The sequence below is a fragment of the Acidovorax sp. GW823-FHT05D11 genome (assembly GCF_058795695.1).
In genome coordinates, this window is record NZ_CM179502.1 from 5,214,556 (window position 1) to 5,228,076 (window position 13,521).

At 68.4% G+C, this 13,521-nt stretch carries 14 protein-coding genes; 6 read left to right on the forward strand and 8 right to left on the reverse strand.

Annotation, left to right across the window (positions count from 1 at the left end):
* Positions 1-59: 59 nt before the first annotated feature.
* Entirely contained in the window at positions 60-476 is a 417-nt protein-coding gene (fur, locus tag AC3RCE_RS24000; protein WP_218297859.1) for a ferric iron uptake transcriptional regulator, read from the forward strand.
* A 119-nt stretch (positions 477-595) separates the two neighbouring features.
* Here fur and hprK read toward each other — a convergent pair whose 3' ends face one another.
* From hprK to AC3RCE_RS24020, 4 genes are all read right to left on the reverse strand, one after another.
* Positions 596-1,552: an HPr(Ser) kinase/phosphatase gene (gene hprK / locus AC3RCE_RS24005; RefSeq protein ID WP_218297860.1), complete on the reverse strand. Its 957-nt coding sequence runs from the start codon at positions 1,550-1,552 to the stop codon at positions 596-598.
* A 50-nt stretch (positions 1,553-1,602) separates the two neighbouring features.
* On the reverse strand, positions 1,603-2,070 hold the full coding sequence (locus AC3RCE_RS24010) for a PTS sugar transporter subunit IIA (protein ID WP_218297861.1): 468 nt from the start codon (positions 2,068-2,070) through the stop codon (positions 1,603-1,605).
* A 111-nt stretch (positions 2,071-2,181) separates the two neighbouring features.
* Positions 2,182-2,517: a ribosome hibernation-promoting factor, HPF/YfiA family gene (gene hpf / locus AC3RCE_RS24015; RefSeq protein WP_218297862.1), complete on the reverse strand. Its 336-nt coding sequence runs from the start codon at positions 2,515-2,517 to the stop codon at positions 2,182-2,184.
* A 247-nt stretch (positions 2,518-2,764) separates the two neighbouring features.
* Positions 2,765-3,991, reverse strand: a complete 1,227-nt coding sequence (locus AC3RCE_RS24020) for an MFS transporter (protein WP_218297863.1) — start codon at positions 3,989-3,991, stop codon at positions 2,765-2,767.
* Between the two features lie 259 nt (positions 3,992-4,250).
* On the opposite strand from AC3RCE_RS24020, the gene AC3RCE_RS24025 reads away from it, so the two are divergent.
* The gene (locus AC3RCE_RS24025) at positions 4,251-5,171 is read left to right on the forward strand and encodes a phosphoribosylaminoimidazolesuccinocarboxamide synthase (RefSeq protein ID WP_218297864.1); all 921 of its coding nucleotides are present in this window, start codon (positions 4,251-4,253) and stop codon (positions 5,169-5,171) included.
* A gap of 185 nt (positions 5,172-5,356) precedes the next feature.
* Here the strand turns inward: AC3RCE_RS24025 and trxA are convergent, their stop codons facing one another.
* The gene (gene trxA, locus AC3RCE_RS24030; protein WP_492246531.1) at positions 5,357-6,265 is read right to left on the reverse strand and encodes a thioredoxin; all 909 of its coding nucleotides are present in this window, start codon (positions 6,263-6,265) and stop codon (positions 5,357-5,359) included.
* A 159-nt stretch (positions 6,266-6,424) separates the two neighbouring features.
* Here trxA and purE point away from each other — a divergent pair, with 159 nt between their 5' ends.
* From purE to AC3RCE_RS24050, 4 genes are all read left to right on the forward strand, one after another.
* Positions 6,425-6,919, forward strand: a complete 495-nt coding sequence (gene purE, locus AC3RCE_RS24035) for a 5-(carboxyamino)imidazole ribonucleotide mutase (protein WP_057227318.1) — start codon at positions 6,425-6,427, stop codon at positions 6,917-6,919.
* Entirely contained in the window at positions 6,916-8,085 is a 1,170-nt protein-coding gene (locus AC3RCE_RS24040; RefSeq protein WP_218297866.1) for a 5-(carboxyamino)imidazole ribonucleotide synthase, read from the forward strand. The genes purE and AC3RCE_RS24040 overlap by 4 nt, the downstream gene beginning before the upstream one ends.
* 2 nt (positions 8,086-8,087) lie before the next feature.
* Positions 8,088-9,104, forward strand: coding sequence for an L-threonylcarbamoyladenylate synthase (locus tag AC3RCE_RS24045; protein WP_218341785.1), 1,017 nt, complete (start codon positions 8,088-8,090; stop codon positions 9,102-9,104).
* Between the two features lie 75 nt (positions 9,105-9,179).
* Complete coding sequence (locus AC3RCE_RS24050; RefSeq protein WP_218297868.1) at positions 9,180-10,133, forward strand: SGNH/GDSL hydrolase family protein; 954 nt, start codon at positions 9,180-9,182, stop codon at positions 10,131-10,133.
* A gap of 119 nt (positions 10,134-10,252) precedes the next feature.
* On the opposite strand, the gene AC3RCE_RS24055 is transcribed toward AC3RCE_RS24050, so the two are convergent.
* From AC3RCE_RS24055 to dacB, 3 genes are all read right to left on the reverse strand, one after another.
* The gene (locus tag AC3RCE_RS24055) at positions 10,253-11,551 is read right to left on the reverse strand and encodes a lipase family protein (protein ID WP_492254117.1); all 1,299 of its coding nucleotides are present in this window, start codon (positions 11,549-11,551) and stop codon (positions 10,253-10,255) included.
* A gap of 132 nt (positions 11,552-11,683) precedes the next feature.
* Positions 11,684-11,953 (reverse strand): SemiSWEET transporter, encoded by a 270-nt coding sequence (locus tag AC3RCE_RS24060; protein WP_218297870.1) that lies wholly within the window; start codon positions 11,951-11,953, stop codon positions 11,684-11,686.
* Between the two features lie 71 nt (positions 11,954-12,024).
* On the reverse strand, positions 12,025-13,497 hold the full coding sequence (gene dacB, locus AC3RCE_RS24065; RefSeq protein WP_492254118.1) for a D-alanyl-D-alanine carboxypeptidase/D-alanyl-D-alanine endopeptidase: 1,473 nt from the start codon (positions 13,495-13,497) through the stop codon (positions 12,025-12,027).
* Positions 13,498-13,521 lie beyond the last annotated feature (24 nt).

Here is a 13,521-nt window from a genome sequence, read left to right on the forward strand (position 1 = left end):
CCATTGTAGCGGCAGGCCCTCCGACCCCCCGGCGGGGCCGCATCCCGAAAGACCATGCCATGACCAACATCGACGAACTCAAAAGCACGGGACTCAAGGCCACGCTGCCCCGCCTGAAGATTCTGGAAATCTTCCAGAAGGGCGCGCAGCGCCACATGACGGCCGAGGACGTGTTTCGCGTGCTGCTGGAGGAGCGCTCGGACATCGGCCTGGCCACGGTCTACCGCGTGCTCACGCAGTTCGAGCAGGCCAGCATCCTGATCCGCAGCAATTTCGAGAGCGGCAAGGCGGTGTACGAGCTCAACGAAGGCCAGCACCACGACCACTTCGTGTGCACCTCGTGCGGCAAGGTGGAAGAGTTCTACGACCCCGAGATCGAAAAACGCCAGCAAGCCGTGGCCAAGGCCAAGGGCTGGCTGGTGCAGGACCACACCATGGCGCTGTACGGGCAGTGCGCCGACTGCGCTAAGAAATGACTCCCCCCTGAGCCACCTTCGGCGTCTTCCCCCTAAGGGGGACGCTCCCGGCGCGGCGGGGCGGCCCTTGCGCGGGAGCCCTGGTATGGGCCGCGCCAGTTTCGGTGGCCTGAGCGCCGCTAGCCGCCCGTATCGCGCTCCATGGCGCGGCGATGGCGTTCGACAAACTCTTGGTAAGTGTCGATGCCGCGCAGTTGCAGGATGGTGTTGCGCACGGCGGCCTCGACCAGCACGGCGATGTTGCGGCCGGCGACCACCTGGATCACGACCTTGAGCACGGGCACGCCCAGCACGTCCTGGGTGAGCGGCTCGTAGGGAAGGCGTTCGTAGTCGCGCTCCAGGGTTTCCTTGCGCACCAGGTGCACGATGAGCTTCAGCCGCATCTTGCGGCGCACGGCGGTCTCGCCAAAGATGGCGCGGATATCGAGCAGGCCGATGCCGCGCACTTCCAGCAGGTTCTGCAGCAGTTCGGGGCACTTGCCCTCGATGGTGGTCTGGTTGATGCGGAACAGGTCCACCGCATCGTCGGCCACCAGGCCGTTGCCGCGCGAGATCAGCTCCAGGCCGAGCTCGCTCTTGCCCAGGCCCGATTCGCCGGTGATCATCACCCCCAGGCCCAGGATGTCCATGAACACGCCGTGCATGGTGGTGCGGTCGGCGAAGTGCTTGGACAGGTAGGCGCGCAGCACGTCGATGACAAACGCCGACGACTCGTGCGTGGAGAACATCGGGATCTGCGCCCGTTCGCACATCGACACCAGGGCGTCGGGGGCGGTCTGGTTGTCGGCCAGCACCAGCACGGGCGGCTCCAGCGTCACGATGCGCGCGATGCGGCGCTTGCAATCATCGGGTGAAGCGCTGCCGAGATACGCGATCTCCCGCTCGCCCAGGATCTGGACGCGGTACGGATGGATGTAGTTGAGATAGCCGACCAGATCGGCCCCGGAACGTGCCGAGCGCACCGCCACTTCGTCAAAGCGGCGTTCGGAGGCGCCCAGCCCCGCCACCCACTCCCATTTCAGGAGGCCCCGGAATTCCTCGAAAAGGACATCGGCGCTGACGACATTGGGCTTCACGGTGGATCGGCGACGGTGCGAGCGTGCGTTCGTGCGCGGCGCCAGGCGGCTCAGGCCGTCTGCGTGGACTGCCAGCCCGCGATCATGCCGTGCAGCTCGGTGGCGTCGGTGCAGCCCTTGAGCCGTTCACGCAGCGCCGAATCGCTCAGCAGCTCGGCGATCTCGGACAGGATCTCCAGGTGCTTTTGCGTGGCCGCTTCGGGCACCAGCAGGAAAATGAGCAGCCCGACGGGCAATTCGTCCGGCGCATCGAACCCGATGGGATTGAGCAGCTGGAACACGGCGGCCATGGGCGCTTTCAGGCCCTTGATGCGACCGTGGGGAATGGCCACGCCATGGCCCAGGCCGGTGGAGCCCAGGCGCTCGCGCGCGAACAGGCTGTCGGTGATCAGCGCGCGCGACAGGCCGTGCTGGCTCTCGAAAAGGAGACCCGCTTCTTCAAAAGCACGCTTCTTGCTGGTGGCGTCCACGCACACGAGCACTTGAGCGGAAGGCAGGATGGAGGCGAGTCGGTTCATGGTCAAGGGTAACAATTATGCACACGTTGGCGAAAACCCTGAGCACAACGCATCGGGCAACAAAAAAACCGCCCAGTGGGCGGCTGCTGTGCCGGGCTCAGGGCTGCCGCATCAGGCGTGCAGTTCGCGCTTGGCGGCATCGTGGTGATGGTCCTGCAGGCGATCCTTGTGGCGCACGACCTGGCGGTCCATCTTGTCGACCAGTTCATCCACGGCGGCATACAGGTCGGCGTGGGAGCTTTCGGCAAACAGGTCGTTGCCCTTGACGTGGATGTTGCATTCCGCTCGCTGCCTCTTTTCCTTCTCCTTTTGCTTCTCTACCGTCAGCAGTACCTTGACATCGACAACCTGGTCAAAATGGCGGGTGATCCGGTCCAGCTTGGTGGTGACGTAGTTGCGCAAGGCTGGGGTAACTTCGAGGTGGTGACCGCTGATCGTCAAGTTCATAAATAAGTCTCCTGTAACACTCTCGGTGGAAGAACGCCGCCCTGGATCAGAGGAGCGGCTCGGCGAACCTGGATGCATCCCGTTGACGTGAAGTCACTATGCCCCCGCCCTCCCTGAAAAGCAATCCCATACCGACCCTGTCCGCTGGGTTATGCCAACCAAGGTGCCAAGCCTCCGAAAAGCGCGCACAATGGGCAGGTTGCCGGGTGGGCCGTCCCGTACACCGCCGTCCCGCAGATGCGGCTCCTCACCGTGCCGCGGGCGCCGCGCCGTGCAGCGTGAGCCGCCCCACCACCACCATTGACAGCAGGCTCGCCGCAATGCCCACCACGGCGGCCATCCAGTAGTTCTGCACCAGCCCCTGCGCGTCGCGGCTGATCAGCACCCCGCCCACAAAGGACGCCACGCCCATCGCCGCGGACTGCACCGACGCATTCAGCGTCATGAAGGTGCCGCGCAAGGGCGCCCGGGCCGCCGAGGAAATGATGGCCATGCCCGGAATCATGCGGCCGCTCATCAGCGCGAACATCAGCGTCGACACCACCAGCACGGCCACCAGCGGCACCCCGCGCACCAGCGTGATGCCCAGCAGGGGCAACGCGCCGGCCAGCGCCAGGCAGCGGAACATCACCACCTTGCCCCAGCGGTCCGTGAGCACGCCGAACAGGCGCGCGGTGAACAGCGTCACCACGCCGCCGCACAGGTACACCAGGGGAATCTGGTCGGGCCGCACCCCGGCGTTGGCCTGCATGTAGATGGTGATGTAGGGAATCACCGTGAAGCCGGCGAACATGATGAGCGCCGAGAACAGGAAGGCCCAGCGGTGGTTGGCGTCGGCCAGCACCTGGGCGATGCCACCCAGCGCGGTGCGGCCATCCGCGGCCCGCAGATGCCCCGTCATCACGGGCATGGTGCGTGCCGCCAGAACGGCCAGCACGCCCACCATCAGCGCAATGGCCAGGAATGGCAGGTTCCAGCCCCCGTATTCGGCCAGGATCAGCCCCAGGGGCACACCGGCCACGGTGGACAGGGAAAACGACGTCATCACGATGCCCATCGCGCGCCCGCGCCGCTCGAAGGGGATCACGTCGGCCACGATGGTTTGCGACAGCGCCGACAGCACGCCCCCGAAGGCCCCCGCCAGGATGCGCGCGGCCATGAGCGTGCCGTAGGTGGGTGCCACGCCGCAGGCCAGCGTGGCCAGCCCGAACAAGACGTACAGCGTCAGCAGCAGCCGCTTGCGGCCGAAACGGTCGATGTAGGTCGAGGCCAGCAGCCCGGATGCGCCCGCCGAGAGCGTGTAGGCCGAGACCAGCAGGCCGAACTGCGCATCGCTGATGGCAAACAGCCGCGTGAACTGGGGCCCCAGCGGCATCATGATCATGAAGTCGAGGATGTGGGTGAACTGGATGCCGGCCAGCGTGAGCAGCAGCCACAGTTCTCGGCGGGGGGTCAGGGTGGAATGGGAGGGCACAGGAAGCGGCCAGGGCGGCCAGGTCGGACTCAGGGCCGCCAGTGTGCCGCAACGGCACGAAGCGCGCTGGCCCGTTCGCCAAAGGCGCGTTCCGGTGCGCTCCCGCGCGCCCTCGGGAACCCATGCCACGCGCACGCTTCGGGCCCCGCGCGTAAAATCCACCGGTTGCGCGCCAGCAGGCATTTCCCATGCCCCCGCGCTCCATTCCCCACGTTCTTCGGCCTGCCTGCAGCGGACATTGACCGCCCACCCCGACACCATGACCCAGCCCAGTTCCAACGCCCTGCACACTTCCGCCTTGACCTCGCTGCCCCTGCTGGCCCGTGGCAAGGTGCGCGACAACTACGCCGTGGGCGACGACCGCATCCTGATGGTGGCCAGCGACCGCCTGTCGGCCTTCGACGTGATCATGGGCGAACCCATCCCCGGCAAGGGCGAGCTGCTCACGCAGATGGCGCTGTTCTGGTTCGACAAGCTCGGATACATCTGCCCCAACCACCTGACGGGCGACGCGCCGGAAAGCGTGGTGTCCGCGCAGGAGGCCGCGCAGATCCGTGGACGGTCCATGCTCGTGCAGCGGCTGCAGCCCATCCCCGTCGAAGCCGTGGTGCGCGGCTACCTGGCCGGCAGCGGCTGGAAGGAGTACCAGGAATCGCGCTCGGTCTGCGGCGTGCCGCTGCCCGAAGGGCTGACCAATGCCGCCAAGCTGCCCGCGCCCATCTACACCCCCGCCGCCAAGGCCGCCATGGGCGAGCACGACGAGAACATCACCTTCGAGCGCACGGTGGAGATGATCGGCCTGGACCTGGCGACCCGCATCCGCGACCTCAGCATTGCGATCTACCAGGCCGCCGCCGAGATCGCGCTGACCAAAGGCATGATCATCGCCGACACCAAGTTCGAGTTTGGCCTGGCGCCCGATGGCACGCTGGTGCTGATGGACGAGGTGCTCACGCCCGACAGCTCGCGCTACTGGCCCGTGGAAGGCTACGAAGCCGCCCTGGCCGCCGGCCAGAACCCGCCAAGCTACGACAAGCAGTTCGTGCGCGACTGGCTGGAGCAGGCCCAGGTGAACGGCAAGCCCTGGGACAAGACCGCGCCCGCCCCCCGCCTGCCGCGCGAAGTGATCGAAAAAACCGCCGCCAAGTACCGCGAGGCGCTGGAGCGTTTGGTCGGTTAAACGGCGACCTGCCTAAAAAACACAAAAGGCTCCCAACCGGGAGCCTTTTCTTTTCTGCCCATCGCACGATGCCGTCGCAACGGGCACGGTACAGGCAGCGGCCGCCGTGCAAGGGCCGCCCCGCCGCACTGGCGGTGTCCCCCTTCCAGGGGGAAGGCGCAAGGCGCCTCAGGGGGTAGCCTGTTCTAGCTCAGCACCACGCTCGACAGCCGGCGCCGGTAGGTCGCCACCACCGGGTCGTCGGGCGGGATCTGGCCGTCGGCCACTTTCGCCTTGGGGGGTTCGATGATCTCGAGGATGGCCACGTAGGTCTTGCGGGCGATCTCTTCGCCCCAGGCCTTGTCGCGCATGAGGATTTCGAGCAGTTCGTCCATCGCGTCCGTCCAGCGCCGGCCGGCCAAGAGCCAGCGGGCGCGGGCGTAGCGGGTATCGAAATCGCGCTTGTTGGCGGCGATCTTGGCATCAAAATCGGCCTCAGCGCTTTCTCCATATGCGCCAGAAGCTACGAAATCAATAGCATCCATCCAGACTTTCAGCGCGCCGAGCTTGCGCGAGCCCGCGGCCTTGGCGATCACGGGGGCGAACGCGACCTTGGCATCGTCCTCGCGGTGCAGCTGCAGCAGGAGCTTGACGTAGTCGAAGCGCGCATCGTCGTTGGAGGGATCGGTCACCACCGCATGCTGCAGCTTCTCCAGCGCGGTGCTGGTGTCACCCTCGGCCAGGGCGTCCTGGGCTTCTTCCTCCTCCATTTCGGCCACCATTTCCTCGGCGGTGGGCACGTGCTTGTCGAGGAAGGCGCGCACCTGGCCCTCGGGCAGGGCCCCCATGAAGCCGTCCACGGGCTGGCCGTTCATGAGCAGCACACAGGTGGGGATGCTGCGGATGCCGAACATGCCCGCCAGCTGCTGCTCCTGGTCCGAGTCGATCTTGACGAGCTTGAAGCGGCCGGCGTATTCGGTCTCGAGCTTTTCCAGCACCGGCCCCAGCGACTTGCAGGGGCCGCACCAGGGCGCCCAGAAGTCCACCAGCACGGGCACGGTCATCGAGGCGGCAACGACCTCGGCTTCAAAGTTCTCTACGGTGACGTCAATCATGGTGGTGTACGGGCGGGGCCGGTCAAGCTGGTTGGTTCGCGCTATTTTGGCCCATCGACATGCCCGGGTGCGGCGAAGGGAAGCGCAAAAAGTAAAATCGCGGGTTCCACCTACAGCCGTGCCGCGGGCGCAGCCCGCGGCCAAGGCACCTTCCACACCATGAAACCCATCCAGATCGGCGTGGTCATGGGTTCCAGCAGCGACTGGGACACCATGCAGCATGCAGTGCAGATTCTTGAGCAATTCGGCATCCCGCACGAGGCCCGCGTGGTTTCGGCCCACCGCATGCCCGACGACATGTTCGCCTACGCCGAGGCGGCCGCCGGCCGGGGCCTGAAGGCCATCATTGCGGGTGCCGGTGGCGCCGCCCATCTGCCCGGCATGATTGCCGCCAAGACCACCGTGCCCGTGCTGGGCGTGCCCGTGGCCAGTCGCCACCTGCAGGGTGTGGATTCGCTGCACAGCATCGTGCAGATGCCCAAGGGCATCCCCGTGGCCACGTTCGCCATCGGCACGGCGGGCGCTGCCAATGCCGCCCTGTTTGCCGTCGCCCTGCTGGCCAACGAAAGCCCCGAACTGCGCCAGCGGCTCGAAGCCTTCCGCGCCGAGCAGACCGAGGTGGCCCGCAACATGACCTTGCCGCCCGCCGCATGAGCGCCAGCAACAAACCCCTCCTGCCGGGATCGACGCTGGGCGTGCTCGGCGGCGGCCAGCTGGGCCGCATGTTTGTGCACCAGGCCCAGGCCATGGGCTATTTCACGGCCGTGCTCGACGCCGACCCCACCAGCCCCGCCGGGCTGGTGAGCCACCACCACATCCAGACGGGCTATGAAGATCCGCAGGGCCTGGCCGAGCTGGCCCGCCTGGCCGATGCGGTGACCACCGAGTTCGAAAACGTGCCCGCGGCCGCGCTGGCCGCCCTGGCAGCGCAGCGCCCCGTGTCGCCCGCCGCCAGCGCCGTGTCGGTGGCGCAGGACCGTGCACGGGAAAAAGCCCATTTCGTGGCCTGCGGCGTGCCCTGCGCGCCGTATGCGGTGATCGAAACGGCTGAGCAACTGGCTGCGGTTTCTTCTGATCTGTTGCCAGGCATCCTGAAAACGGCTCGCATGGGCTACGACGGCAAAGGCCAGGTGCGAGTGAAGACCGCTGCCGAACTCGCCGCTGCGTGGGACGCGGTCGGCAAGGTGCCCTGCGTGCTGGAGAAGATGCTGCCGCTGGCACTGGAATGCTCGGTGATCGTGGCGCGCGGCGCCGACGGGGCCACCGTGCACCTGCCCGTGCAGCGCAACCTGCACCGCGACGGCATCCTGGCCGTGACGGAGGTTTTTGAACAAAATCTGCCTCCAGCGCTTATTCAGCAAGCGGTAGCAGCTGCAATTTCGATAGCAAACGGCCTGCAGTACGTCGGCGTGCTCTGCGTGGAGTTCTTCGTGCTGCAGGACGGCGGCCTGGTGGTCAACGAGATCGCCCCGCGCCCGCACAACAGCGGCCACTACAGCCAGAACGCCTGCGACGTGTCGCAGTTCGAGCTGCAGGTGCGCACCATGGCCCGCCTGCCGCTCACGCAGCCGCGCCAGCACAGCCCCGCCGTGATGCTCAACCTGCTGGGCGATCTGTGGTTTGCGCAGGGCGGCACGGAGCAGACGCCCCCCTGGGCCGAGGTGCTGGCCCTGCCCGGCACGCACCTGCACCTGTATGGCAAGCGCGACGCCAAGCGCGGCCGCAAGATGGGCCACCTCAACATCACCGCCGCCACCCCCGACGCTGCGCGGGCCACCGCCCTGCGGGCTGCGGCCCTCCTGGGCATCGCGCCGTTCTGACCATGATTCTTGACGGCACCCAGCCCGCATCCATCGCCGCCGCAGCGCGGGCCGTGCGCAGCGGCGCGCTGCTGGGCCTGCCCACCGAAACCGTGTATGGCCTGGCCGCCGACGCCAGCAGCGATACCGCCGTGGCGCAGATCTTCGCCGCCAAGGGGCGCCCCAGCGATCACCCGCTGATCGTGCACGTGGCCAATGCCGAAGGCATTGCCCACTTCGCCAGTGAGGTACCGGGTTTTGCACAGAAGCTCGTCGATGCCTTCTGGCCCGGACCGCTCACGCTCATCCTGCCGCGCCTGTCCGGCGTGGCCACGGCCGCCACGGGCGGCCAGGACAGCGTGGGGCTGCGCTGCCCCGCCCACCCCGTGGCGCACGCGCTGCTGCTGGCCTGCGCCACGCCCGGCGATGGCGATGCCCTGGGCGGCCCGCCCGTGTGGGGCGTGGCGGCCCCCAGCGCCAACCGCTTTGGCCGCGTGAGCCCCACCACCGCCCGGCACGTGCAGGACGAGCTGGGCGCCGGGCTGCTGGTACTCGACGGTGGCCCGTGCGAAGTGGGCATCGAAAGCACCATCGTGGACTGCACGCGCGGCGTGCCAGTGCTGCTGCGCCCGGGCGCCGTCACGCGCGAGCAGATTGAGGCCGCCTGCGGCACCGCGCCGCTGTCCAGGGACGACCTGCCCGCGCTCACGCCGCGCGCCTCCGGCACGCTCGAAGCCCACTACGCCCCCGCCGCCAAGGTGCGCCTGATGGACGCCAAGGCCCTGCAGACCGGCCTGGACCTGCTGGGCGCCGAGGCCGCCCACATCGCGGTCTATGCCCGTGCCGCGCTGCGCACCCAGTCCTCCAGGCTCGTCATGCGGCGTATGCCCGACGACGCGGCCGCCACGGCCCAGCAGCTGTTCGCCGTGCTGCGCGGCTTCGACGACGACGGCGTGAAACTGATCTGGATCGAGACCCCGCCCGCCGAGCCCGAGTGGGAAGGCGTTCGTGACCGCCTGCAACGGGCATCTGCCGCATGATTCCAGCCGCACAAGGCGGCTTTACATGGGTTGACGTTGCACCGCTAAACTACCCCCACTTTTCTGGAGAAATACATGGCAGCAAATTGGATGCGCCGCACCGTTCTGGTCGCCGCATGTGCGTCGGCCGCGTTGCTTGCGGCCTGCGGTTCAAGCACCACCGAATCGGCCATCACGCCCGAGCGCTTCATCGCGTTCGGCGATGCCAACAGCGACGTGGGGCAAAAGGGAACGCGCTACACCGTCAATGACGGCAGCGTGAACAACTGGACCCTGCAGGTGGCCGCCAGCTACGGCAAGCCCCTCACGGCCGCCTCGGCGGGCGGCAAGAGCTACGCGGTGGGCAACGCCCGCGTCAAGGCCAAGCCCGACGCCGCGGGCAACGCCAGCACCCCCACCATCACCGAGCAGATCGATACTTTCCTGGCCAGCGGCAGCTTCGCGGCCAACGACGTGGTGATCCTGAGCGGCGGCATCAGCGACGTGATCGCCGGCATGGCCGCCGTGCAGGCAGGCACCCAGACGGAAGCCGCCATGGTGGCCGCAGCCCGCCAGGCCGGTGAGGACATGGCCGCGCAGGTGCGCCGCCTCGTCGCCGCGGGCGCCAAGTACGTGGTGGTGACCGGCACCTATGACCTGAGCAAGACCCCCTGGGCCAAGGCCATCCGCCGCGAGGCGCTGCTGACCGACGCCAGCAGCCGCTTCAACGACGGCCTGCTCGTGGGCATCGTGGACCTCGGCGCCAACGTGCTGTACGTCGATTCCGCCTACTACGTGAACCTGTACACGAGCGTGCCCGCCAACTACGGTTTCAACAACGCCACGACGCCCGTGTGCACCTCCGTGGACGCCGCCAACGGCATCGGCATCGGCGCGGGCCAGGTCAACTCGGCCCTGTGCACCCCCTCGACGCTGCTGGCGGGCGCCAACCAGGCCTCCTACGTGTTCGCCGACCCGGTGTACCTCACCCCTTCGGCACAACGCCAGTTCGGCACCTACGCCCATGACCGGCTGAAGGCGCGCTGGTAACCCGCCTGCGGGGTGGCGGCGCTCGTGGAGCGCGCCACCGGGAGGCACAAAAAAGCCGACCCCAGGGTCGGCTTTTTGCTGTGCGCCCTGCCCCGGGCGGGCAGGGCGGATGCCTTTGCCTACTTGACGGTGTCAAACACTGCACGGGCCTGTGCATGGCAGAAGGGTGGCTCATACGTGCCGTGGTAGGCGGCGTAGTAGGTCGCGAATGCGGCCGATGCCGGATCGGTGGGGGCCTGGCCGCCCGGGCCGAAGGTGGCCTGGATCGCGGCATCGACGTCCACCGACGCCACGTTGGTCAGGCCCCGGCTGTCGAAGTCGGCCTTCATGATCCGCTGGTGGATGGCGGGCGGCACCGTGGGGTCGCCAGCGCCGCCGCACAGCAGCACGCGGGCCTTGGGGTTCCAGCCCAGCAGGTCGTTCTTCTTGGCCGCCAGGTACAGGGGGTGGGTGGTGCTGGTCTGCGAGCCCGTGATGAAGGCGGGCTGGAACAGCGCATCACGCGCCTGGTTGGGCGTGCCCGCGGGCAGGGTGCCCGAGGTGACCAGCGTGGTGTAGGTCAGCGTGGGGTGGGGCAGCAGGGTCTCGATGTAGCCCGAGTACGGCGCCTTGAAGACCTGCTTGACGTCCGTGTAGACATCGCCATAGACCTTCTGCCAGGCCGTCACCAGGTACGGAACGAAGAACTGCACGCCCGCGATGGCGTCCGGGATGCGCAGCGAACCCGACAGGTTGTAGGGGCCCGCCAGGTGGGCGCCGGCCACCACGTTGAATTCATTGCCGTAGTCGCGCTCCGCGGAGCGGTGCGCCGCCATCGACGAGTGCCCGCCCTGCGAGTAGCCTGTGAACATGACCTTGCCCGACAGATTGGCGCCCACGCTGCCCGCCGCGTTGCGGGCGGCGCGCACCGAGTCGATGACCGAGGTGGCTTCCGAGTCGGCGTGCAGGTAGGGGTGGTAGCTGTAGCCCGACTTGGCAAACCCCAGGTAGTCGGTGGCCACTACGGCATAGCCCTGGGCGGCGTACATGGCAGCGAGCAGGAAGGTTTCGCTGTCCTGCGGATTGGCCAGGGTGCGGGGCTTTTGCACGTCGGTGCCCTTGGCATAGGCGACCAGCGGCGCGGCGGTGCTGCAGCTGCCCGCGGGCACGAGCATCACGCCGGAGGCGTTGGTGCTCTCGCCCCCCTTGGCGCCCGCGGTGGCGTAATTGAGCGCAACCACCTTCACGTCGCATTTCGCCTTACCGGTGATGGCCTGCAGGCCGCTGCTGGAAGTGCCTGCGTCGATCTGCGCGGCCGTCAGCGTGGTGAGCACCGCCGGGGGATCGATCAGCGCGCCGCGGGCGGGATCGTCGGAGCCACCGCAGGCAACAAGCAGGACCGCGGCGGCGGCGACACAGGTAAGGCGGAAATACGTCATGAATGGATACCTCAGGTCTGGAAGGAACGACGCATCGTGCGCGCACCTGCACTGCACCATCCATAGGGGATAACGCGGACCGCACCGGGCGCGCAGACGCCTAGGCGACAGCGTGCCGCCACGGGCCGGCGGTCAGTGCCCGCCGCCTGCCCCGTAGGCCACCTTCATTCCCAGGATCGTCCCCGCCAGCGCGAGCGTGATGGCATTGGCCACCACGATGGGCCAGGCCGCCAGGGTCAGCCCATAGACCAGCCACAGCGCCACGCCCGCCGTGAACACGCTGTACATGCCCAGCGAAATGCCGCGGACATCCCGCGTGCGGAAGGTGTGCAGCGCCTGCGGCACGAAGCTGCAGGTGGTCATGGCGGCGGCAAGGTAGCCGATGAGCTCGGTCGTGGGCATGGGGCGGTGGTTCCGGAAACCTGTTCGAAGCGAAGGCCCGGGCGCGCGGGGCCGGGGCAACGCCGGATTATTCACTGGTCACGCGCCGCCCAGTCGACCAGGCTGTCCAGCACGGGCCGCGCTGCGCCGGCATTGGCATGGTTGACGACCGCCACCAGCACATAGCGCCGGCCGCTGGCCGCGTGCACGTAGCCCGCCACGGCCATCACGTCGCGCAGGCTGCCCGTCTTGAGGTGGGCCACGCCCGCGCGGCTCTGGCTGCGGCGCAGCGTGCCGTCCACGCCGGAGATGGGCAGCGAGGCCACGAGCTCCGGCATCACGGGCGAGGCCCAGGCCACCTGCAGCATGCGCGCCAGCGCCTGCGCGGTCAGGCGGGCGTCCCGGCTCAGGCCCGCGCCGTTGTCGGCCAGGGGCAGTTCCGCATCGCCCATGCGCGCGAGCCACCACTGGCGCAGGGCCTCGCGGGCACCGTCGAAGGTGGCCACACCGTTCCTTTGCAATGCCAGCGTGAGGAAGACATGCTGCGCCATCACGTTGTTGCTGTATTTGTTCACATCGCGCACCACCTCGGCCAGGGGGGGCGAGGTGGCCACGAAGGCGGGCTTCAGGCCGGCCGGCACCTTGCCCTCGCGCACGCTGCCCGTGAGCTTGCCGCCCAGTTCGCGCCACATGCCTTCCACCGCGCGCGCCGCAAAGCCGCGCGGGTCGGCCGCCGCCACGGGCCACACGCGTTCGCCGCAGGCGGCCGGGTACACCCCCTGGAAGACCACCTTGGCGGGGTCGGCCAGCTCCGCGCGCAGGGCGCCACGCCAGTCTCCGCACTCGGTGCCCGGCGCCGCCAGCGCCACGGTGGGCTGGCGCGACACGCCCGCCAGGGGCGGGTCGTACTGGATGCGGGCCAGCCCGCCGGCGGCGTCGGGCACGAAGGTCATCACCGAGGACTTGTAGTTGAGCAGCAGCGCGTCGGGCGCGGCGTTGTACGGGCGCAGGGGCTCGCCGTCAAAGCGCGCCGGGTCGTGGTCGGGCACATCGAAGGCGGTGCGGTCGAGCACGATGTCGCCCACGATGACCTGGATGCCCTGGCCCTGCAGGCGCCGCATCAGCAACCACAGGCGCTCCATGACGAGCTTGGGGTCGCCCTGGCCCTGGATGTAGACATTGCCGCGCAGGCTGCCCTCCTGCACCGTGCCCTGCACGTAGACCGGGGTGTTCCACACATAGGCGGGGCCCAGCTGCTCCAGCGCCGCGTAAGTGGTCACCAGCTTCATCACCGACGCCGGGTTGACCTGGGCCTGCGCGCGGTGCGAAAGGCGCGCCGCAGCGCGGCCGCCCTGGGCATCCACGACCACCACCGACAGCGCCTCGCGCGGCAGCCTGGCGCGCTGCAGGGCCGCCTCGACTTCCGGGGGCAACGAAACGGGTGCGGGGGTGGCGGGCTGCGCCCCGGCGGCGCCGGCGGCCCCCGCCAGGACAAGCGATGCCGCGCAGCAGCGCACGGCATCCCGCAGCGCACTCCAGCGCCAGGCAACAGGAAGAGAAAACATGGCGGAAGTCTATCGCCCGGCGCC